This is a genomic window from Ruminococcus albus 7 = DSM 20455, assembly GCF_000179635.2.
GTDB classification, from domain to species: Bacteria; Bacillota; Clostridia; order Oscillospirales; family Ruminococcaceae; genus Hominimerdicola; species Hominimerdicola alba.
On record NC_014833.1, the window covers coordinates 1,908,100 to 1,931,563 of the forward strand.

The 23,464-nt window shown below is 43.6% G+C and carries 20 protein-coding genes; 17 read left to right on the forward strand and 3 right to left on the reverse strand.

Features of this window, described 5'->3' with window-relative positions; all coding sequences use genetic code 11:
• Nucleotides 1-156: 156 nt before the first annotated feature.
• The 5 genes from RUMAL_RS08415 (at nt 157) to RUMAL_RS08435 (ending at nt 4,772) form a co-directional block, all read left to right on the forward strand.
• Complete coding sequence (locus RUMAL_RS08415) at nt 157-1,323, forward strand: tRNA(Met) cytidine acetate ligase (protein WP_013498317.1); 1,167 nt, start codon at nt 157-159, stop codon at nt 1,321-1,323.
• Between the two features lie 105 nt (nt 1,324-1,428).
• A complete protein-coding gene (locus tag RUMAL_RS08420; protein ID WP_013498318.1) occupies nt 1,429-1,698 on the forward strand; it encodes an ACT domain-containing protein in 270 nt (89 codons plus the stop codon).
• 18 nt (nt 1,699-1,716) lie between these two features.
• Nucleotides 1,717-3,072, forward strand: a complete 1,356-nt coding sequence (locus RUMAL_RS08425; protein WP_013498319.1) for a PFL family protein — start codon at nt 1,717-1,719, stop codon at nt 3,070-3,072.
• Nucleotides 3,073-3,138: 66 nt separating this feature from the next.
• The gene (locus tag RUMAL_RS08430) at nt 3,139-3,924 is read left to right on the forward strand and encodes a sugar phosphate isomerase/epimerase family protein (RefSeq protein ID WP_013498320.1); all 786 of its coding nucleotides are present in this window, start codon (nt 3,139-3,141) and stop codon (nt 3,922-3,924) included.
• Nucleotides 3,924-4,772: a histidinol-phosphatase HisJ family protein gene (locus tag RUMAL_RS08435; RefSeq protein ID WP_013498321.1), complete on the forward strand. Its 849-nt coding sequence runs from the start codon at nt 3,924-3,926 to the stop codon at nt 4,770-4,772. The genes RUMAL_RS08430 and RUMAL_RS08435 overlap by 1 nt, the downstream gene beginning before the upstream one ends.
• Here the strand turns inward: RUMAL_RS08435 and sigG are convergent.
• Nucleotides 4,761-5,531 (reverse strand): RNA polymerase sporulation sigma factor SigG, encoded by a 771-nt coding sequence (sigG, locus tag RUMAL_RS08440; protein WP_013498322.1) that lies wholly within the window; start codon nt 5,529-5,531, stop codon nt 4,761-4,763. The genes RUMAL_RS08435 and sigG overlap by 12 nt on opposite strands.
• 187 nt (nt 5,532-5,718) lie before the next feature.
• On the opposite strand from sigG, the gene RUMAL_RS08445 reads away from it, so the two are divergent.
• From RUMAL_RS08445 to tsf, 3 genes are all read left to right on the forward strand, one after another.
• Nucleotides 5,719-6,018 (forward strand): YlmC/YmxH family sporulation protein, encoded by a 300-nt coding sequence (locus RUMAL_RS08445; RefSeq protein ID WP_013498323.1) that lies wholly within the window; start codon nt 5,719-5,721, stop codon nt 6,016-6,018.
• 207 nt (nt 6,019-6,225) lie between these two features.
• Nucleotides 6,226-6,963 (forward strand): 30S ribosomal protein S2, encoded by a 738-nt coding sequence (rpsB, locus tag RUMAL_RS08450; protein WP_013498324.1) that lies wholly within the window; start codon nt 6,226-6,228, stop codon nt 6,961-6,963.
• A gap of 96 nt (nt 6,964-7,059) precedes the next feature.
• Nucleotides 7,060-7,977: a translation elongation factor Ts gene (gene tsf, locus RUMAL_RS08455; protein WP_013498325.1), complete on the forward strand. Its 918-nt coding sequence runs from the start codon at nt 7,060-7,062 to the stop codon at nt 7,975-7,977.
• A gap of 82 nt (nt 7,978-8,059) precedes the next feature.
• Here tsf and RUMAL_RS08460 read toward each other — a convergent pair whose 3' ends face one another.
• Both RUMAL_RS08460 and dprA read right to left on the reverse strand, forming a co-directional pair.
• The gene (locus RUMAL_RS08460) at nt 8,060-8,527 is read right to left on the reverse strand and encodes a hypothetical protein (protein ID WP_013498326.1); all 468 of its coding nucleotides are present in this window, start codon (nt 8,525-8,527) and stop codon (nt 8,060-8,062) included.
• 38 nt (nt 8,528-8,565) lie between these two features.
• Nucleotides 8,566-9,426, reverse strand: a complete 861-nt coding sequence (gene dprA / locus RUMAL_RS08465; RefSeq protein ID WP_013498327.1) for a DNA-processing protein DprA — start codon at nt 9,424-9,426, stop codon at nt 8,566-8,568.
• 160 nt (nt 9,427-9,586) lie between these two features.
• Between dprA and RUMAL_RS08470 the strand changes: the two genes are divergently transcribed.
• From RUMAL_RS08470 to rlmD, 9 genes are all read left to right on the forward strand, one after another.
• On the forward strand, nt 9,587-12,295 hold the full coding sequence (locus RUMAL_RS08470) for a glycoside hydrolase family 2 protein (RefSeq protein ID WP_013498328.1): 2,709 nt from the start codon (nt 9,587-9,589) through the stop codon (nt 12,293-12,295).
• Between the two features lie 139 nt (nt 12,296-12,434).
• Complete coding sequence (locus RUMAL_RS08475) at nt 12,435-13,418, forward strand: M15 family metallopeptidase domain-containing protein (protein ID WP_013498329.1); 984 nt, start codon at nt 12,435-12,437, stop codon at nt 13,416-13,418.
• 13 nt (nt 13,419-13,431) lie between these two features.
• Nucleotides 13,432-14,265: an alpha/beta hydrolase gene (locus tag RUMAL_RS08480; RefSeq protein ID WP_013498330.1), complete on the forward strand. Its 834-nt coding sequence runs from the start codon at nt 13,432-13,434 to the stop codon at nt 14,263-14,265.
• Between the two features lie 141 nt (nt 14,266-14,406).
• Nucleotides 14,407-15,471 carry an ATPase gene (locus RUMAL_RS08485; protein ID WP_013498331.1) on the forward strand — a complete coding sequence of 355 codons (1,065 nt, stop codon included), beginning with the start codon at nt 14,407-14,409 and terminating at the stop codon, nt 15,469-15,471.
• A gap of 138 nt (nt 15,472-15,609) precedes the next feature.
• Nucleotides 15,610-17,646: a single-stranded-DNA-specific exonuclease RecJ gene (recJ, locus tag RUMAL_RS08490; RefSeq protein WP_013498332.1), complete on the forward strand. Its 2,037-nt coding sequence runs from the start codon at nt 15,610-15,612 to the stop codon at nt 17,644-17,646.
• 15 nt (nt 17,647-17,661) lie between these two features.
• Nucleotides 17,662-19,950, forward strand: coding sequence for a RelA/SpoT family protein (locus RUMAL_RS08495; protein WP_013498333.1), 2,289 nt, complete (start codon nt 17,662-17,664; stop codon nt 19,948-19,950).
• Nucleotides 19,951-19,956: 6 nt separating this feature from the next.
• Nucleotides 19,957-20,604, forward strand: a complete 648-nt coding sequence (locus RUMAL_RS08500; RefSeq protein WP_013498334.1) for an MBL fold metallo-hydrolase — start codon at nt 19,957-19,959, stop codon at nt 20,602-20,604.
• A complete protein-coding gene (hemZ, locus tag RUMAL_RS08505; RefSeq protein WP_013498335.1) occupies nt 20,601-22,070 on the forward strand; it encodes a coproporphyrinogen dehydrogenase HemZ in 1,470 nt (489 codons plus the stop codon). Before RUMAL_RS08500 ends, hemZ begins: the two co-directional genes overlap by 4 nt.
• Complete coding sequence (gene rlmD, locus RUMAL_RS08510) at nt 22,048-23,409, forward strand: 23S rRNA (uracil(1939)-C(5))-methyltransferase RlmD (protein WP_013498336.1); 1,362 nt, start codon at nt 22,048-22,050, stop codon at nt 23,407-23,409. Before hemZ ends, rlmD begins: the two co-directional genes overlap by 23 nt.
• Nucleotides 23,410-23,464: the final 55 nt, after the last annotated feature.

Here is a 23,464-nt window from a genome sequence, read left to right on the forward strand (position 1 = left end):
AGATATTATATCGGGCTTGACAATCCTGCCCTGATATCATATAATATTAGTATAACAATTTTTGTGAGAAATTGCAAGTCTGTTTTGATTAAATATACATATTGCACAATATTTATTCTATGAATTAGTTAATTCAAATTGTGAAGGAGGCGAGTTATGAAGATAGCTGGAGTGATAGCTGAGTATAATCCCTTTCACAACGGGCATAAATATCATCTGGAAGAAACGCGGCGTTCAGGTGCAACTCACATCGTAGTCATTATGAGCGGTGCAGCTGTCCAGCGCGGAGAAGCTGCAATTGCTGACAAGTATTTCAGGGCTAAAACTGCAGTTGAGAACGGAGCTGATCTTGTTATTGAGCTTCCGTGTCCTTACTCCTGTTCGAGTGCGGAACGTTTTGCCTCAGGTGCGGTGCAGATACTTGCAGGCTTTGGTGAAGACGGAGTTTCAATGCTTTCCTTCGGCTGTGAGGATGCTGACATATCCCTTCTGAACAGGGCTGCAGAGATCTCCTGTGAGCTTGAAGACTCAGAACGTGTAAAAGAATTGCTGGAGAATGGAGTACCTTACCCTGCGGCTGTAGCATCGGCGTCCGGTATACCCGATATAAAGGCTGTATTTGACAGACCCAATAATATGCTGGCGATCGAATATATAAAGGCATTAAAAAAGTATGCTCCGTGGATCACTCCGACAGCCGTTGGCAGAAAAGGTGTTTCGCATGACAGCGATGAGGTGTGTGAAGGTATAGCAAGTGCATCTTTTATACGTCAGCTTATAAAAGCAGGTACGGACTATTCTGCGTATGTTCCGAAGATGATGGATAGTGAGCCATTCCTTATGGAATATGCCGATAAGTCATTACTTCTGAAGATTATGACTTCTCCTGTTTCTGATATACAGCGCCTTCCGGATATGTCTACACACCTTGCAAGACGGTTCGTAAATACGAGGGGAGCGAAATGTGAACTCATACACTCGGTCTCAGATCTTGCCGAGCAGTTCAAGCATAAGGCAATTACTCTTGCCAGAGTAAGACGTATGATAATGTATCTTGCACTTGGTGTTACGTCACATGATTTTTTTGATGTACCATACGGACGCATACTTGCTCTAAATGATAAGGGGAGAGAAATATTTTCCGCCTGCAGGGGTATGACAATGAAATACTCTACATCTCTGGCTGAACTTGAAAAGCTCTCGCCTCGAGCAGCCAGGATTTCAGAACTTGAAAGAAATGCCGCAGCATTCCAACAGATGTGTGTCAGCGGAAGACCGGAATTCGTCAGCGAGTATACCAGAAAGATCGTGTTGACCACATAATCGTCACGTTAATAGAATGTTTATAAAATAAACTATTGGCAAAAGCTTTGTTTTGTGTTATAATTAATAGGTTAAATAAGATATGACTGAAAGGTGGTTTTATATATGAGAGCAGTTGTTACTGTTATCGGCAAGGATACTGTTGGTATACTTGCAAAAGTAAGCACTAAGTGTGCTGAACTGAATGCAAACGTTGAGGAGGTCACTCAGTCCGTATTGCAGGAACTTTTTGCTATGATAATGGTAGTTGATATCTCCAAGCTGAATTCTGATTTCGCTACCCTCAGCGATACTCTGACCGCACTCGGTGATGAACTGGGTGTTAAGGTACACGTAATGCATGAGGATATTTTCAACTGTATGCACCATATTTGATAAGGGGATATCTGTAATATGATAAATGTATATGACATTCTGGAAACAATACGCATGATTCAGGACGATTGTCTTGATATACGTACCATAACTATGGGCATATCCCTGCTTGACTGTATCGACAGTGATATAGATAAAGCTTGCGAAAAAGTCTATGAGAAAATAATTACCAAGGCTAAGGATCTGGTCAAGGTAGGTGAACAGATCGAGAAGGAACTTGGTATACCGATAATCAATAAGCGTATATCTGTTACTCCCATAGCTATAATCTCAGCTGCCTGCAAGGGTTCGCCTGTTAAGTTCGCTCATGCTATGGACAGGGCTGCTAAGACTGTTGGTGTTAACCTTATAGGCGGATATTCCGCACTGGTTCCCAAGGGCTTCTCTGCGGGCGATGTTGAGCTTATAAAGTCCATTCCCGAGGCTCTTGCTACGACCGAGAGAGTATGTTCTTCGGTAAATATAGGTTCTACCAAGACAGGTATCAATCTTGATGCCGTAAAGATGATGGGCGGCATAATCCGCGAATGTGCAGAAAAGACCGTTGATCAGGCTTGCTTCGGTGCTGCTAAGCTGGTAGTTTTCTGTAATGCAGTTGAGGACAACCCCTTTATGGCAGGTGCATTCCACGGTGTTGGTGAACCTGATTGCATGATAAATGTAGGTGTATCCGGACCCGGAGTTGTAAGGGCTGCACTGAAGAAATATCCCGATGCTGATATCACAGGTATCGCTGACGTTATAAAGGAAATATCCTACAAGATCACCCGCGTTGGTCAGCTTGTTGGTACTATCGCTTCGGAAAGACTTGGCGTACCTTTTGGTATAGTTGATCTTTCTCTGGCACCTACACCTGCTGTAGGTGACTCTGTTGCCCATATACTTGAGGAAATAGGTCTTGAAAAGTGCGGTACTCACGGTACTACAGCTTGCCTTGCTATGCTCAACGATGCTGTAAAGAAGGGCGGCGTAATGGCTTGCTCACGTATCGGCGGACTTTCCGGCGCATTTATACCTGTATCCGAGGATGCCGGCATGATCGCTGCTGCCAAGAGCGGTACTCTGTGCATCGAGAAGCTTGAAGCTATGACCGCAGTATGCTCTGTTGGTCTTGATATGATAGTTGTTCCCGGTGATACCCCTGCTGATACTCTGTCTGCTATTATTGCTGACGAAGCTGCTATAGGTATGGTCAACTGCAAGACAACTGCTGTAAGAGTTATACCTGCGATCGGTAAGGATGTTGGCGATGAGCTTGACTGGGGTGGTCTGTTTGGCTGCGGACCTGTTATGCCGCTCAAAAAGGAATCTGCAAGCAAGTTCATAAACAGAGGCGGTCAGATACCTGCACCTCTGCATTCACTCAAAAACTAAGAAACCACGAGGGGCTTTTGTGCCCCTCTTTTTGTATACGTACAAATTACTTTTCAAGGAGGGAATATGAAGCTGAATATGTTCGCGGACTTTACTGCCGCTATACCGCTTGAAGATCGCCTGGCTCTTATAAAAGAAAACGGATTTGACGGTGTAATGCTGGGATTTTCCGAAGAATACAAGCATAACCAGTTTGAACTTGCAGACAAAACAGGACTTGCGGTGGAGAATGTCCATTCGCCGTTTGACAGAATGAATGCCTTGTGGGATAAACGCAGTGACAGTACCGCTATATATAATCGTACTGCGGATTGTATACGTATTTGCGCCGAGAATAATGTAAGCCGCATAGTTGTTCATCCCACAGACGGTCTTGTTCCGCCGCAGGTATCTTTGTTTGGTATGAAAAATTTTGACGGTCTGATATCCACGGCAGCAAATTATGGGGTGAAGCTGCTTTTTGAAAATATTCAGCTCCCTTCTTTCCTTGATATCCTTTTTGATAAGTTTGGTGTCAGTGAAAGTGTAGGATTCTGCTATGATATTGGACATGAGAACTGTTTCACAAAAGGTGAAGACAGACTTGTCAAGCACAGCGGACTTCTTGAAGCGCTCCATATCCATGATAATGAAGGCAGTTCAGATTCGCATATGCTGCCGTTTGACGGAAATATCGATTATAGCCTGTTCGCTGAAAAGCTGAAAACAATAGGGTATGAAGGTGCGTTGTCACTGGAGGTGTTCAGGGACAGATCCCGACAGTATACACAAATATCCGCCGATGAGTTTGTTAAAAAGGCAAAGCAGGCGGCAGACAGGCTTGAGTATATGTTCACGGAGGGTGAATGTTAATGGATAGGATATTGCTTGATATGCATACTCACAGCAGCTATTCTCCCGATGCTGAGGATAGTGCTGAGGCTATGTGTCTGAAGGCTGCTGAACTGGGTATGTCTGTGTACGCTCTTACCGATCACTGTGATGTGAATTTCTGGGAGGAGGCACCATCGCCTGATACTGTGGATGCGATGATGTATGGTGCTGGGAAGTATGCACTTTCGAGCATTACGGAACAGACCGAACTGCGTGAGCGCTTTCGGGGAAGATTGGATATTATAGTAGGAATAGAGCTTGGTCAGCCGATGCAGAATACAGAAAAGGCAGAACTTATTGTCAATGATCCGCGACTGGATTTTATAATAGGTTCTCACCATATGAATAAGGGCGTAGATGACTTCTATTATCTTGATTACGGAAAAATGTCCGATGATGAGATACAGAGTCTGCTGAAAGATTGTTTTGAGCAGACTCTTGAAATGTGCCGCAGCGCTGATATAGATGTGCTTGGACACCTGACATATCCACTGAGGTATATCTGCGGAGAGTATGGCAGGCAGGTGGATATCTCTGGGTATGAAGAAATGATCAGGGAGATTTTCAGGACACTTATTTCCCGGGGCAAGGGTATTGAGATAAACACATCGGGGCTAAGGCAGAAATACGGCAGGACTTTCCCTGACTTTGAGATCCTCAAGCTGTACCGTGAACTTGGTGGTGAGATACTGACGGTCGGATCCGATGCTCACAGGACCTCCGATCTTGGAAAGGGTATACCTGAAGGTATAGAGCTTGCCAGGGCTGCAGGTTTTGAGAAGATAACTTATTTCAAACGACATGAACCTTATTTTTTAAAGCTGTGATTTTATTTTGTTCAGTGCGTTCTTTTCTAGCCGTGATACCTGCGCTTGTGATATGCCTATCTCATGTGCCACTTCGACCTGCGTGTGCCCTTTAAAAAATCGCAGGAACAGGATATTCTTTTCTCGCGGACGCAGCTCCTTCAATGCTTCTTTCATTGTAAGTTCCTCCAGCCAGCTGCTGTCATCTGTGCTGTCGCATATCTGATCGGCTATACACAGAGGGTCACCGCCATCGGTATAAACAGGCTCGTATATCGATACAGGATCTGTAACTGATTCAAGTGCAGTGACTATATCTGCGCGCTTCTCGTTGGTGATCTCTGCGATCTCATCTATTGAAGGTTCTCGCTGCTTTTCTGCGATAAAGCGTTCTTTTGCCTGCATTACTCTGTAAGCCAGATCACGCATCGAACGACTGACGCGTATTGGTCTGAAATCGCGCATATATCTCTTGATCTCTCCGAGTATCATAGGGACAGCGTAGGTTGAGAATCTGACATTCAATCCGACATCGAAATTGTCAATAGCTTTGATCAATCCCACGACTCCTACCTGAAAGAGGTCATCGGGGTTTTCTTTTCCTCCTGAGTATTTCTGCAGAACACTCAGCACAAGGCGCAGGTTACCTTTTATGAGTTTTTCACGGGCGGTTTTGTCACCGTCGGCTGATCTTTTAAGCAGTTCCTGCTTTTCGCTCTCGGTCAGAATCTTCAGATCACCGGTATTTACTCCGCTTATCTCGACTTTGTTGTACTGCATTTACGTCCTCCGTTTTTGTTGTTAATTTCAGTTTAAATAAAGTCTGCCCTGCGAAACACAGGTTATTCACAATATTTCTGGAATACATATCACACCAATTAACGGTAAATGATCATAAAGATGAATCCCTGATCATATAAAGGAATATCATGTACTAAGAAGTATCTTGGATAAGGGAGGCATTTGGATGATCTGCAGTTTTTCAGCACTGAGAAATAAAGAAGTTGTAAATGTAAGGACGGGAGAAAAAATAGGCTATGCGGATGATATCGAACTCGATACTGATGATGGAAGGGTGATATCGATAGTATTATATGGCCGCTCCAGGGCTATGGGACTTATGGGAAGAGATGATGATGTGATAATAAGATGCAGCGATATAAGACTGATAGGTGAGGATACAATATTGGTAGATATAGGTGATAAGGCAAAATCGTCAAAAGAGCCACAATACAAAATTGATAATTTGGTGAAAACATCGAGATAAATATACTTGCAATTCCGGGAAAAGTGTGTTATAATATTATGGTAATTCGCACGGACGAACTATGGCTTTTGGTCCCTATGCGTAATGGCGTTGCATGACGCTATGTGCCGCTTGCGGCATTCAGCGGGGTTTGAGTCGGCAATATCGTCCGGAGGTTATGTATCATCCGTATAACGGAAATTTTAAACCAAACAGGAGGTTACTACCATGGCAGTAGTATCAATGAAGCAGCTTCTTGAAGCAGGTGTACACTTTGGTCACCAGACAAGAAGATGGAACCCTAAAATGGCGCCTTACATCTTTACAGAGCGTAACGGCATCTACATTATCGATCTCCAGAAGACAGTTAAGAAGCTCGAAGAGGCTTATATGTTTATCAGAGAGATCTCCGCAAACGGTCAGGAGGTACTTTTTGTAGGTACCAAGAAGCAGGCTGGCGACTCCATCAAGGAGGAAGCACTGAGAGCTAATGCTCACTATGTAAACGCTAGATGGCTGGGCGGTATGATGACTAACTTCAAGACCATTGAGCAGAGAATCAAGAGACTTGAGCAGCTGCACGCAATGGAAGAGGACGGCACTTTCGAGCTGCTCCCCAAGAAGGAAGTTACCAAGCTGAAGCTCGAGATCGAGAAGCTCGAGAAGTTCATGGGCGGTATCAAGAACATGAAGAAGCTCCCCGGTGCTCTCTTCGTTGTTGACCCCAGAAAGGAAAAGATCGCTGTAGCTGAGGCTAAGAAGCTGGGTATCCCCGTAGTAGCTATCGTAGACACAAACTGTGATCCTGACGATGTTGACTATGTTATCCCCGGCAACGATGACGCTATCAGAGCGGTTAAGCTGATCGCAGGCTGCATGGCTAATGCTATCATCGAAGGCAGACAGGGCGAGGATGCTACTTCTGCTGAGGAAGCTGAAAAGGCAGAGGCTGAGGACGCTGAGTAATTTCTCAGCTGAAGAATACAGAATTTTTCAAGGCAGGCAATAAGTTGATTTGTCTGCCTTGTTGTGAGTAATATAACAGAATCGGAGGAATTTAAAATGGCTAACGTTACAGTTCAGGCTATAAAGGAACTTATGAGCATTACAGGCGTCGGCATGATGGACTGCAAGAGAGCACTCGTTGCAGCTGACGGCGATCAGGATAAGGCTATCGAGGCACTGAGAGAAAAGGGCCTTGCTACACAGGCTAAGAAGAGCGGCAGAGCTGCTGCTGAAGGCGTTGTTGCTACTGTTGTTAACAACGGCGTAGGTGTTATGGTAGAGATCAACACCGAGACTGACTTCGCTGCTAACACAGACGATTTCAAGGCTTTCGCTGCAAGCGTTGCTAATACTATCGTTGAAAAGAACCCTGCTGACGTTGATGCTCTGAAGGCAACCACTATCAGCGGCGGCGACAAGACTGTTGACGAAGTTCTGACTGAGCTCGCAGGCATGAAGATCAGAGAGAACATCGTTATCCGTCGTTTCGTTAGACTGGAAGGTACTGTTGCTTCTTACGTTCACAACGGCGGCAGCATCGGCGTTCTGGTTAAGATGGATACCGATATCAAGGACGATGCAGTTCTGACTGTTGGTAAGGACGTTGCAATGCAGTCCGCAGCTCTGAACCCTGCTTACCTCAAGAGAGACGAAGTTCCCGCTGAGGTTCTCGATAAGGAGAAGGAGATCATGATGGCTCAGATGGCTGAGGATCCTAAGATGGCTAACAAGCCTGAGCAGGTAAGAGCTAAGATCGTTGAAGGCAAGGTAGGCAAGTACTACAAGGAGAACTGTCTGCTGGAACAGGCTTTCGTAAAGGACGACAAGGTTTCCGTACAGGAGTACGTTGCAGCTGAGGCTAAGAAGCTGGGCGGCAGCATCACTGTTGCTGAAGTTGTTCGTTTCGAGAGAGGCGAGGGCGTTGAGAAGAAGGAAGAGAACTTCGCAGACGAGATCGCAAGCATGATCAAGTAATTGATATTACTTCAATAAATATGACCGCAGCATATTTCGGTATGCTGCGGTCTTTTTGTATTATCTATGGTCAGAAGATATCTCAGAAACTGCGTTTTACTTGATAGAACTCTAGTTTTTCTGTGTCATTGTCAATATCATAAAGAAAATGCGCTGTCATATGGGTTTTGATATGATGCTCTGAATATTTTTCTCTTTTGGGATCTTCTGCGAAATAGATCGGCATTCTGAAATCAGCGATCATGAAATTTAATGATACGGTATTCGTTCCCTCAATTTTTGCATCTTCGATAAGCTTATTCTCGTATATAAATGATCGAACATCTTTTTCCAGTTCTTCCTGTGAGTCGGGTACTTTTTGGATGAAGAAATATGTTTCATAGAGATATCCTTCATCTTCGTCTCCCCAGATATGATGTGATTTCGGTATTTCAAAAATATTGTCTTTAAAATGATTGTAGAATGTCAGGTCACGAATAATAAAACTGATTAGAAATATAAATAATATTACGATGACGATTCTTTTCAATATCTTTTTCATTTTAGGCATGAAAGATCTCCGTTTCTTTGAAGAGTATTTTTTTCTGTTTAAAGTACGATATCATGTGGTTCAAAGGCGGGAATAGCACCGTCGCGAAGCAGTACGCTTTGTCCTTTGTAGATATCGTTGAAGATATTCGCGGGAGGTATGCAGTAAACATCCTTGCCTTGGGAAATTGCATGGCTGGCGGTGTTTATCGAACCGCTGTGTACTCCTGCTTGAACAACCAGCACAGCTTTTGAAAGTCCTGCTATCATGCGGTTTCGTATGGTGAAATACTCTCTGTCGGGTTTTTCCAAGGGTGGGTATTCAGAAATAACAGCCCCATTCTGAACTATGGAATTTTTCAGATCTCCGCTGTATCTGGGATAATCGTAGTCTATTCCACAGCCCAGTACAGCTATGGTCTTTCCTTCGGCTTCGATTGCACCTGTGTGGGCGGCGGTGTCGATGCCGCGTGCAAATCCGCTGATAATTGTGTGTCCATCTCTCGCTTTGGTACGGGCAAAATACTTAGCAACGTCAATGGAATACGGAGTTGCTTCACGGGAGCCGACAATTGTAAGCGAGGTTCTCTCTTTAAGGAGCTTTTTGTCTCCTAGGCAATAAAGCGCCATGGGAGGACAATCCACTTCAAGGAGTTCATCGGGAAAATCCTCGTCATACCGTGTTATGATCTCGATACCCCTTTCTCCACAATAGCTTTGTATCTGCTCTGGCAGTGTGTAGTCAAAAGCTTTTGCCGCAGCTGAAAAGCTGTGCGGTATGTCCTTGTCGGTCTGGTTTTGAAGAGTATCCATAAGCTTAGCAGGATCATTATATTTCTGCATCAGAGAATCTATCCCAGCTTTGCCCGGTGTGTAGATGAGTGAAAGAGTAAACAGTGCTTGCTTATCGGTCATTGACATATTATCACCCCTTGTGTTTTGTTTTATTTTATTGTATCATATCTTTTTGTTGATTTCAACAGATTTTTTGATTTTTCTTGATAAGATGAAAGATGTCATTGAAATCTTAAATAGATTATGGTATAATATATTTATATTACACGAGGAAGGGAGAGGTGATATGGTCGGAAAAATCGATTTAAAAGGGAACTGGCAGCTTGCGTTGGATCACGAATGTACAGGTGAAAATATTTTTTATAACGATAATATTTTCCTGCCTGATACAACCTCAAATGCCCGTAAGGGTAAAGTCAGCGATGATTGTCATACAGGTCATCTTACTGATACCTACAAATTTGAGGGCTATGCATGGTACAGACGAACTATAGATACTAATGCTCTGAAATGTTCAGCACTGGAACTTTTTCTTGAACGCACCCGTATCACTGAGGTCTTTGTTGACGGAATCTCTCTTGGAGTCCAGGAAAGTTTCTGCGCACCTCATATTTATGATCTTACTGAATTTATAGGAACAGGTGAGCGTGAACTTGTGATCAGGGTCGCCAATGTTGGGTACAAGACCGGCGGCGGTCACATGACTTCTCCTGATACTCAGACTAACTGGAACGGTATCCTTGGCAGGATCGAGCTGATAGGTTACGGTGCTGTTCATTGTAAAGATATTTCTATCACACCTGATATACATTCTGGAACTGTAAAAGTAACTGCTGAAGCAGTTGGCGCTGAAAGCGGTAAGGCAGTTATAACAGTTCTGAATTATCCTGACGGTTCTGAAGCCGGTGAGTCTTTTGAAGTCAGTTTTTCTGACGGCAGACTTACAGCTGAATACCCAATGGCTGAAAACTATAAGCTATGGAGCGAACATAACCCATATTTGTATGAGCTTGTTATTGATGTGGATGGAGATGTATCCCGACATATTTTCGGCATGAGAGAATTCAGAACTTCAGAAGGAAAGTTTATGGTTAACGGCAGGGAGACTTTCCTTCGCGGCAAACATGACGGTATGATATTTCCAAAGAACTCTTATGCGCCGTGTGATATTGACGAGTGGCTTCGGGTGATGATGATATCACGCAGTTTCGGGATCAACCACTACCGTTTTCACACTTGCTGTCCGCCTGAGGCTGCTTTTATTGCAGCAGATATGCTCGGCATATATATGGAACCTCAGCTTCCTTTCTGGGGAACTGTCACAGCGCCTGATGAAGATGGCTATAATGCCTATGAGCAGGAATTCCTGATATCCGAAGGCTTTGCGATACTGAAGGCATTCGGTGATCATCCGTCTTTCTGTATGATGTCAATGGGTAATGAGCTCTGGGGCAGTAAGGAACGTATCAATGAAATCATCGGTATGTATAAAAAGCTTGATAAAAGGCATTTGTATACTCAGGGTTCAAACAACTTTCAGTGGTTCCCTTGTGTTGTAGAAAACGATGATTTCTTTGTTGGGGTACGTCTGTCGAAGAACAGGCTGCTGCGAGGCTCTTATGCTATGTGTGATGCACCTTTGGGGCATATACAGATGCTTAAACCTTCAACTGTGCATTCCTATGATAGTATTATAAAAATAGCGGGATCCGTTCATGAGGAAGATAATTCTGCGGGCGGTACAGTTCAGATACAGTTCGGTACAACGATGAAAACTGTAAGTGCATCTGAGTCTGACGACGATTTTGTACCTGATATACCTATTGTTACTCATGAAATAGGGCAGTATGAAACTTATCCTGACTTTGATGAGATAGAAAAATATACAGGTTCGCTTAAAGCGCGGAATTTTGAGATATTCCGAGAGAGACTGAAGAATAAGGGGCTTTTACATCTGGCTAAGGATTATTTCTATTGTTCAGGTCAGCTTGCAAAGGCTTGCTATAAGGAAGAACTTGAATCTGTATTCCGTTCAAAGCTGCTTGCCGGGTTCCAGATACTGGATATCCAGGACTTTACAGGACAGGGAACTGCTCTTGTTGGTATGCTTGATGCATTCATGGATAATAAGGGTATCATCACCGCTGAAGAATGGCGTGAGTTCTGTAATGATGCGGTGATACTTGCTGTGTTTGAAAGCTATACACCATTATCCGCTAGTGAATTTGTATTTGATATACGGCTTGTAAATTACAGACCTGTAAGCCTTTACGGTAAAAAAGTCATTTATAGGTTCGAGTGGGAAGATAAGTGCTGTACAGGCAGTGCAGTAATATCCGATGACAGCGTTTATACAGATATTTGCCGAAGTACAATAACCATGCCGTATGTTGATGAGATTACATCAGCTGTGCTGACACTTGAAGTTGAAGGTACAGATATACGAAACCATTATGAGATCGAGATCATTCCTGATTTGAAAGAGGTGGGGCTTGAAGGAGTGCATATATTCCGTGAACTGGACAGTGAAGCTGAAAGACTTCTTGATGAAGGCAGGACGGTTCTTCTGTTCAATAAACCTGAAAACTATGTTGAAGGCTTCTATTGTCAGGATTTCTGGTGCTATCCTATGTTCAGCTCTATTTCAAGAATGATGGAAAAACCTGAGCCTGTAGGTACGATGGGACTTTTGAATGATGTATCACATCCTGCACTAAAAGGTTTTGCGTGCAGGAAGTATTCAACTCCTTCATGGTGGGATATTGTTATGTCATCACGGTTCGAGATACTTGATGGCAAGGCTGAAGACAAGCGTGTGATAGTGCGTATGATAGACAACTTTGAGAGGAACCATGATCTGGCGATGTTGTATGAATACAACAAAAGCAGTGGCAAGGTAGTTGTATGTACAAGTGATCCTGATAAACTGATGAAGTCCAATGAAGGCAGGGTGTTTTTACGGTCAGTTGTTGATTATGTTCGCGGTGTTACATGAATTTTGACCTTTTGTACAAATTGTTGTGTTTCAATTTGTATTTAGTGATGAAAGTGTGACTTAGGTTCATTAAAATGTTGAAATTTGACAAAAAGATGTGCTATAATTGAATAAACAATTATGAAGGCGGTGCAGCTTTATGTCAGATATCAACAGAATAAAGGTATATAAATATAAGAATATTGCAGCGGCTATGGCTGTCATGCTGTTGGCACTTGTGGCTCTGTCTACGTCCTGCAAGGTGGGAGATACTGATAAAAAGGCTAATAACATAGGAAACAGTACCGCTGACAGTTCAGCTGCTGATGATACGGCAGTCGATACTGCTAACGGAAAACGTCTTACTAAAAATTATGTCTATAAAGAAGTGCAGAGTGTCGGTGAGGGTCTGCTTGTACAGGTTGACAGCGATCATCCGTATATCGGCAAGATCGGAGAAACTGACACGCTCTATCGGTACCTGTTTACAGCTGACGGTGAACAGATCATGGCAGCGGGTCTGCCAAGTGATGAAGCAATGACAGAGATGCTCATAGCACTAAATTCATTGGCAGTAGATTTCAGGAACGCTACAGGACTTGATACACTCATGGTAACATCCCTGATCCCTGATGATACTGCTGTTAAAAAGGATGAGGCATATATAGGGTCCTGTGCCGATCTTATGGTGAATGAAGACGGTGAATATAAGCCTTTCACCGGTATTAAGGATTATGCTTGGGTAACGAATAACTGTTATAGATACGGTTTTGTAATGCGCGGTGCAAGCAGACTAAGGTATATCGGAAAAGAGGCTGCTGCCTGCATAAAGGATATGAGCCGGTCAGAAGGTGCAGCAGGACTTGAAAAACTGGAAACTGCAATAAAGGATTATACTTTTGAAGAACCGCTGTATTTCACTTCGGATGACGGAGCAGAGTATGCAGGATATTTTGTTCCTTCCGGTGATGGCGCAACAACCAGTGTACCGGTGCCTGCAAAGGCAGATGACAGCGAGTATGGTAATTTTATTTCGGGTAATAATGATGACGGCTATATAGTTTTTGTTTCTCTTTCGGAGGATACTTCCGTGAAGAAAAACGGGGACGGCAGTAATGATAGTTCTGCTGCAGCCGGTGGATAAGGAGTAATTTTTTATGATGAAGGAAACTATCGAACTTAGTTTTGATTTTGAAAAAGCCGGTATTGAGGATATCGGTGACAGAGCGACTCTTGAATGTTATTATAATACTTTCACAGAGCAACTCGGCAGAAAGCATCACCGTGCTATGGTGATATGTCCCGGTGGTGGGTATGATTTTTGTTCTGAAAGAGAATCAGAGCCGGTCGCGCTGAGATTTCTGGGACATGGTATCTGCTGTTTTGTTCTGAAATACACTTGTCAGAGAGCATTCCCTCAGAACGCACTGGAATGTGCTGCGGCAGTGAAGTACGTAAGAGACAATGCGGAGAGATTTGATATTGATCCTGACAAGATAATAGTTATGGGATTTTCAGCAGGTGGTCATCTGGCAGCAACTATGGCAAATCTTTGGAATGATGAGATACTAACAAAGCCACTTGGCTGTAAGCCAGAGGATATCAAGGTCAATGCTTCGATGCTTTGCTATCCTGTTATTACCAGCGATCACGAATTTACTCATGAGGGATCAATACAGAATCTTCTCAGAGGCAGAGAGGACGATAAGGAACTTCGTGACTATCTGGCTATGGAGAAGCACGTAGGTCCGCATACACCACAGACTTTCATCTGGCACTGTTCCGATGACGGATGTGTAAGGGTACAGAATTCTCTGTTCTATATGACAGAACTTGCAAAGAACTGGATACCCTTTGAATCACATATCTACGAACACGGCGGACATGGCATAAGCCTCTGTGACGAGTCCACAGCTACCTGGGAAGGTCATATCCAACCTATATGTGAGGCGTGGACGGAAGCCGCTGTTAAGTGGGCACAAAGATTATAAGCCTGATAACTTAAATGTTTCATATAAGCACCATACCCGAAAGCGGCGTAAAAGCTGTTTTCGGGTATACTCTTTCATGATGTATTAACAAGTTTCTGTTCTTATGCATAGTATATACCATGAAATGACGGAGGTGCTTTTATGTCAGAAAAATATTTTTTGGGCTGCATGACACAGCAGGGATTTTCTACAGGTTTTGGCAGGCTTATGGCTGAGGATGGTGTTTTTACTTATATCCTCAAGGGAGGAGCAGGTACGGGTAAATCCTCGCTGATGAAACGTATCGCAGCAGAATTTGAAAATAGTGAACATATCGTCAGGTTTTATTGTTCATCTGATCCTGCTTCACTGGATGCTGTTATGCTTGAAACTTCGGGAGTACTGATCGTTGATGGTACTGCTCCTCATGTTTTCGATCCTGTATATCCTGCTGTTAAGCAGAAGATCATTGACCTGGGACGATTCTGGGATGAAGATAAACTGCTGCCATATAAGGATGAAATAATCGGGGTAACAGATAAGAACAAGTCGCTTCTTGAAAGGGCGAAAAGATTCTCTGTCGCACTTTCAAATGTATGTGGTGACAGCTTCAGTACATCACTAGGATGTATAGATGAAAAAAAGCTGGATGCCTTTATGTCGCGATTATATAAAAAGCTGCTGCCGCGAAAGGGTAATGGTACCGGCAAGCGTGAGCTTCGTCAGCTATCAGCCCTGACAGAATTTGGATGTATGACCTTTACCGAAACGATCGACAGCTACACAGATAAATATCTTCTCTGTGATGAGGACTTCGCCTGTGCACACATCATATGTGAAAAAATAGCCGCTGAGGCAGTCCGCAGGGGGTTTGATGTAATATTGTGTCCGTGTCAGTGGCTGAATAATACTTCTTACGAACATCTGCTCATACCTGAACTTGGTCTTGCGTTTATATCATCGACACAGCTGAATCATTTTGCCGCTGATGACAGCATAAAGCTGAAGCTATCTCGTTTCTATGATAAGGATGCTATAACACGCTGCAAAAGAAGGCTTAAAATGAACAGGCTTACTATCAGTGCACTGTCAGATGAGGTATACTCTGCTATCAGGTCGGCAAAGGCAGTCCATGATGAAATCGAGAAGTATTATATCGATGCTATGGACTTTGTCAGGATCGAAAAACTTACTGATGAGCTCATATCGGAAATAAAGAAAAAATAGTACAAAAAATATCCCTCTTCTGCGGAAGGGGGATATGCTTTTGTTATATATAATAATAAATTTAATTTTTTACTCTTGTAAAAATATTTCCGAAGTGATATAATATATATTAATTATTTTATAATGGGGGTAGTATAGATGTTCAAGTGGAGGATAGGCAAGCCCGATCCGGAGAAGGTCGAGTATTTTTTGAAAAAGACCGATCTTAACAGGCTTGTGCTTGAGATTCTTTCCGCACGTGGGATAGATGATGAGGACAGTATCGTAAGCTTTTTTACCGAGCAGGAGCTTGAGGATCCTATGATGATAAAGGATATGGACAAGGCAGTTGAAACCATTGAACAGGCTGTAGATGCTTATGAGCTTATATGTGTTTATGGAGATTACGACTGTGACGGTATAACGTCGACCTCGATACTTTTCAACTATCTTGAGAGTATGGGTGCGAATGTAATGTACTACATCCCCGAAAGAGAAGCAGGCTACGGCATGAATATAGCAGCTATAGAGGAGCTTGCCGAAAAGGATGTCAAGCTTATAGTTACGGTGGATAATGGTATTTCTTCGGTAGAAGAGGCAAAACGCTGCCGTGAACTCGGCATAAAGCTTGTTATCACCGATCATCATCAGGTAGGTGACGAACTTCCTGAAGCTGAAGCTATAGTTGACCCTCACCGTCCGGATTGCCCCAGCAGCTTCAAAGATCTGTGTGGAGCAGGTGTCGCTCTGAAACTTTGTGCAGCCCTTGACGGAGGCAGTTATGATGCAGCTGTTGAGCAGTACTCCGATCTTTGTGCCATAGGTACAGTTGCTGATATCGTACCACTGAAGGGTGAGAACAGAACACTTGTTAAGGCAGGATTCAGGTATCTGCCCAACACAGAAAATGCCGGTCTGGGCATACTTCTGGATAAACTGAAGATCGACCGAAAAAGGATAGTATCAGATCATATCGGTTTCAGGATAGGCCCTGTTATAAATGCATCAGGACGATTCGGTTCACCGTTGACTGCTGTAAAAGCTATACTCAGCGAGGATATGGAAGATGCCGAGAGCTATGTTGATACTATGATAACTCTGAATTCTCAGCGCAAGAAATGCGAGCAGGAAATTATGAAGGATATCGAGGACTACATAAGGAATGACCCGAAGGTGCTTGATCACAGAGTTATAGTACTGGCAGGAAAGGGCTGGCATCATGGAGTCATCGGTATAGTGGCTTCAAAGATACTAGACCGTTACAGTAAGCCGACTATCATAATCTCTATCGAGGACGGCGGCATGGCGAGGGGCTCTGCAAGATCTGTTAAGGGGCTGAATATCCACACTTGTCTGACGTACTGTGCTGAGCTCCTTACGAAATTCGGCGGACACGAATGTGCAGGCGGATTTTCATTGAAAGAGGAGGATATCAGCAAATTTACCGAAAAAGTCTATGAGTACTCAGCGGGGCTCGAAAAGCCTGCGGTAAAGACACTTTATGCTGATAAAGTGCTTATGCCGGCTGACCTTGACGTTGAGATGGTAAAGGGTCTTAGTGTTCTAGAACCGATCGGTGAGGGAAATCCAAGACCGTTGTTTGCCGTGCTTGGTGCCAGGGTAAATGAGATAATCCCGCTTAAAGATAATGCTCACACCAAGCTGTCTTTCACTTATGGCAGGACTAATGCTTATGCGCTGATATTCGGGCAGGATCCCACAAAGCTGTGTTTTGCTAAGGGCGATCTAATCGATATGATGGTCGAACTTGATATAAATGTATTCAATGACAGAGAATCCGTGACAGTAAGAGTAGTAGATCACAGACTCAGCGGTGTGAAGCAGGACAGATACTTTGCTGCAAAGGATACCTATGAGAAACTGATGAACGGTGAGGAAGTCCCTGTCAGCTTTGTTAAAAAGGTCATACCCGAGCGTGAAGAGCTGGTCAGCGTATACAAATATCTCAGCAGCGTAAGGGAGATAAGTCTTGACGCGCTATTTATGAGATTGTCCAGTGACAGTATGAACTACTGTAAGCTGAGGATAATAACGGATATATTCAGAGATAAGGAACTGATATCCGTTGATGGAGCATCTATGATGATAAATATCCTTCCTGCCCACAAAAAAGTGGTGCTGGAGGAATCCGATACGCTTGTAAAGCTTAGAAAAATGATAGAAGAAAAAGAATGAAGGGTGGAATAGCTGATGTCTGAGAACAACCGATCCAATGGGGAAGAAGCACCGAGAAGAAGTACATACGAAACTGCAGAGGGAAGCCTGCAGATCCCTGCATATATACTGAAAGCAAGCAGACAGGTATATACTATAGATATGATCGTCCAGAAGGTTCTGGACAGTGAGAAACAGTATGATCTTTCAAAGATAGTATCAGCATACGAGCTAGCCGAGAAGTATCATCATGATCAGAAAAGAGAATCTGGCGAGCCATATATATCTCATCCTATAGCAGTCGGTTATATACTCCTTGAACTGGGTATGGATACCGATACTATCTGTGCGGCACTTCTGCACGATGTTGTCGAGGATACGGATTGTACTCTTGAACAGCTGCACAAGATGTTTGGTATTGATGTGACCATGCTGGTAAATGGTGTAACAAAACTTGGCGAGGTGGAGATATTCACCAAGGATGAGCAGAAAGCTGAAAATATCAGAAAAATACTGCTTGCTATGAGTGAGGATATAAGAGTTATCATAATCAAGCTAGCGGACAGGCTCCATAATATGCGCACGCTGAATTTCTGCCGTGATGACAAGAGAAGGACCATAGCGCGAGAAACTATGAATATCTATGCTCCTATCGCTCACAGGCTGGGTATACGTTCCATAAAGGATGAACTGGAAGACCTTTCGTTTTTTTATCTTGATCCCTTTGCACATGAGGAGATAGAACAAATGATGGCACTGCGCCGCGACAGCCGTGAAGCACTGGTAGAAAGCATCAAGGATAAGATCGCGGAGCGTCTTGCCAAGGAATTTGATCCCGCACCGACAGTATCGGGACGTGTAAAGAGCAACTACGGCATATATAAAAAGGTATACCGTGACGGCAAGGATATAGATGAGATATATGACAGATACGCTGTAAGAGTTATAGTAAATACTGTAAATGAGTGCTATAATGTCCTTGGTATAATCCACGATATGTTCAAGCCCATACCCAACAGGTTCAAGGATTATATATCAACTCCTAAGGCGAATATGTATCAGTCACTGCACACCACTGTTATAGGCAGAGAAGGCATACCTTTTGAAGTACAGATAAGAACATGGGATATGCACCGCCTTGCAGAATACGGCATCGCTGCCCATTGGAAGTACAAAGAGGGCGTAAAGAGTAATGCTAAGGATGACAAGCGTCTTGCATGGATAAGACAGATAATTGAGAATCAGAAGGAATCAAATGACGTAGAGGAGATAGTAAGGGCGATAAAGAGCGATCTTTCTCCTGAGGACGTTTTTGCATTCACTCCTAAGGGAGATATGATCACACTTCCTGTAGGTTCTACTGTTATAGACTTTGCTTATGCGATACATACCGAAGTCGGTCATCGTATGAGCGGTGCTAAGGTCAATGAGAAAATGGTGTCCTATGACCATAAGATCAGCACCGGTGAGATCATTGAGATACTGACATCTAATGTAGCAGGGCATGGACCCAGCAGGTCATGGCTCAATATTGCCAAGACCAATGAAGCCAAATCCAAGATACGCTCATGGTTTAAAAAGGAAAGACGTGAGGAGAATATCTTTGAGGGCAGGGCAGCGCTTGAAAGAGAGTTCAGAAAGCACATGATACGTGTCCCCGAGGACGAACTTGAGGAATTCCTGAGGCTGGATATGAAGCGCCACAATTGTGATACGCTTGACGATTTCTTTGCGGCAATAGGGTATGGCGGAGTACAGCTTTCCAAGCTCATGCAGAGGCTGAAGGATTCATATAACAAGAAGTACGGAGAGAAGGCTGATGAATCAGAAGATTCTGTTGTAAAGCCTGTAAAATCATCTTCAGGTGTTGTGGTCGATGGCATAGAGGACTGTATGATAAAGTTCGCGCAGTGCTGCAACCCTCTGCCCGGGGATGAGATAATAGGTTTCATAACCAGAGGTCATGGAGTATCTGTACACAAAAAGGATTGTCTGAACTATGTGAACCAGATGAACAAGGGTGAGAACACTGAGCGCTGGGTCAACGTAAGCTGGGCTAAGAACAGCGACAGGAACAATACCACGTACTTCAAGACCACTCTTGATATCATCGCAGTGGACAGAATAGGTCTTCTGGCAGATGTTTCTTCGGCACTGGCGATGATAAACGTGTTTATTTATGAATCAACTTCAAGAGAACTTAAAAACGGTAATGCGCTGATGTCCATAACCGTAAGCATAGCGGGCATGGAGCAGCTGAAGACCGTTATGAGCAAGCTTCAGAAGATCAAGAATGTGATCTCAGTTGAAAGAAGCGGAAAGTAGGTCAGTATGAAAGTTATCAGATTAAAACCCCTGAGTATATGTGAAACAAACAGCTACATCGTTATCAGCAAGCAGAACAATGCTGTGCTTATAGATGCACCCTTTGATGCACCTTATATACTGGCAGAACTTGAAAACAATAACTGCACCCTGAAAAAGATATTTCTGACTCACGGTCATTTCGATCATATTGGTGCGGTAGCTGATCTTGTGGAAGCTACTGGTTGTGAGGTGTATATACACCCACTTGACGAAAAAATGCTTCGCTCAGGTGATGAGATGCTGGCTGTTCATTTCAGGTCAAGGGGATACAAAAGCTATAATGGCGATGTAAAGCTTTTTACCGAGAATGATATAATTCGTCTAGACGAGCTGGAGTTCGATATACTGGAAACTCCCGGACATACACCGGGGTCTGTATGCTATATATGCGGTGATGTTATGTTTACAGGCGATACCCTTTTCAACCGTTCGATAGGCCGTACCGACCTTGAAGGCGGAAACTTCTCTCAGATGAAAAGATCACTTGGCCGTATAGCTGAACTTGGAGGAGATCTTACCATATATCCGGGGCATATGGGTATTACAACTCTTGATTCGGAAAGAAAGTTTAATCCGTATCTCAGGGAGAATTCGGGCGGTGGATTTATATGACGCTTATCCTGAGCGGAAATGATTATAAATATGAACTGGAAGGCGTGCTGAAGCTTTTTATCCCGGCTACTCAGTTCACTCATATGTATGCAGATAAGGCAGATATCTCTGACGATTATGTTTTTGCAAGGGTAAGGGAGTATGCCGATACCACTCTTTTGTATGTTATATGCAGCTATAAAGGTATCAAAAAGCGTAAGGGCAAACTGTTATACAAGACCGATGGCAAAAATCAGGATAAAGAACTTTGTCTTTCAAGGATTTTGTACAAGGTTCTGTCTGAAATTACAGGTATAGTCCCTAAGTGGGGAGTTATAACAGGTATACGTCCTGTAAAGAGAGTAAACACATGGCTGAATGAGGGCATCTGCAGGGAAGAGATATATTCCCGTCTGCAGAATGAGTATCTGTGCAGCAAGGAAAAATGCGATATAGCATTTTCAACTGCTATGACACAGAAACAGATACTCGATGCGCTTGATAAGAAGTCTTTCAGCCTTTATGTTTCCATACCTTTCTGCCCTACAAGATGCTCGTACTGCTCTTTTATATCTCAGACCCTTGACAGCGGCAGAAAGCTGATACCTGAGTATATAGACAAAATGTGCCGTGAGATAAGGCATACTGCCCTCATAACAAAACGACTCGGGCTTAAACTGGACACGGTGTATTTTGGTGGAGGTACTCCTACTTCCATAGAAGCATCGCAGCTGGCTGCTCTTATGAAATGTATCGAGCACAGCTTTGATATGTCATCGGTAAGGGAATATACAGTTGAAGCAGGAAGACCTGATACCATAACTGAAGAAAAACTCAGGACTATCAAAGCAAACGGATGTACACGTATCTCTATAAATCCTCAGAGCCTGAATCCTGATGTGCTTGAGGCTATAGGTCGTTCACACAGCGTAGATCAGTTTTATGACAGCTACGATCTGGCACGCAAAATAGGCTTTTCCTGCATAAATACCGATGTTATTGCCGGGCTTCCAGAGGATACGGTTGAAAGCTTCGCTGATACTATCGATAAGCTTCTCGGCTTATCCCCTGAGAATTTTACCGTTCATACTCTTTCTATAAAGAGGGCTGCACTGCTGAATCAGGGTGATAAAGAGGTGCTAAAAAATCCCACCGATGAAATGGTTGAACACGCGACAAAACGTCTGTTTGACAGCAGATATCTGCCATACTATCTGTACAGGCAGAAGAATATGGTAGGTAATCTTGAAAATATAGGCTGGTCAAAGCAGGGATACGAAAGTCTTTACAATATCTATATAATGGAAGAAGTTCAGACTATACTTGCAATCGGCGCAGGGGCTTCTACTAAACTGGTAGACTATCCCGAACGGCTGGAGCGTGTATTCAACTACAAGTTCCCGCTGGAATACAACAAGCATTTTGATCTGATGCTTTCCAGAAAGGATGTAATTGAGGAATTTTATGGAAGATCTCAAGAAAAATGATCTTATAGATCTGGAGATAACCGATATCTCAAATGATGGTAACGGTGTCGGGCATTATAACGGTATCGCGGTATTTGTTCCCGCTGTAGCGGTGGGAGATGTGATCGAATGCCGCATTGTCAAGGTGAGAAGCTCTTTTTGTTACGGCAGAACAGAAAAGCTGAAACATCCGTCACAGGACAGGGTAGAGTCTGATTGCCCTGTAAGCAAACACTGCGGCGGCTGCTCATTCAGGCATATCAGCTATGAGGCTGAGTGTCGTGCAAAGGATAAATTCATACGTGATTCTTTTGACAGAATCGGTAAACTGTCCCCCGAATATATGGAGTTCTGCGGCTGTAAAGATACAGACCTTTATAGGAATAAGGCACAGTATCCTGTTGCCGACGATAATGGCAAAGCTGTCTGTGGATTTTATGCAAAACGTTCACACCGCGTTGTTGAGTATACACGTTGCAGACTTCAGCCTGTTATATTCTCAGAAATAGTTGAGTTCATCATGGGATACGTAAATGATCGGCATATCCCTGCTTATAATGAGATATCCCTAACAGGTCTGTTGCGGCACATTTACCTCAGACGTGGTGCTTACTCAGGAGAGATAATGGTCTGTCTTGTAGTGACAGATCTTAAAAAGGCTTCTGTTTTTGATAAGCTTGCAATACTTCTGAAAGAGAAGTTTTCTGATATAAGGACGGTAGTACTGAACGAAAATCCTAAAAATACAAACGTTATCCTCGGCAGCAGGATGAAAGCCATTGTAGGTGACGGTACGATAAATGACACCATGTGTGGGAATAATATCTCCATATCGCCTCTGTCTTTTTACCAGGTGAATACTCATCAGGCGGAACTCCTTTACAAAAAAGCAGGTGAGTTTGCACAGCTTTCTCATGATTCCACACTGCTTGACCTCTATTGCGGAACTGGAACTATTGGACTTTCTATGGCGAGACAGGTCAAGAAGCTTATCGGCGTAGAGGTCATCCAGGCTGCTATTGATAATGCTAAAGCTAATGCAAAGGCTAATGATATAACTAACACAGAGTTCATCTGCGGTGATGCGGGCAAGATAGCTCAGGTCCTGTATGAACGCGGCGAACGTCCCGATGTTATTATTGCAGATCCTGCTCGTAAAGGCTGTGACAGGGCTTCACTTGAATATATGGCTAAGATGTCCCCGGACAGGATCGTGATGATCTCATGCAACCACACCACTGCAGCACGCGACTGCGCTATCCTTGCTGAGCTTGGTTACACCTGCGATAAAGTCATGGGGTTCGATCTTTTCCCAAGGACAAGCCATGTCGAGACTGTCGTTCTGCTGTCAAGGAAATGAGGACGAGGTGCTGAAAAGTGCTTGAAATCAGGGCATTTGCGGGTTTAGACCGTCT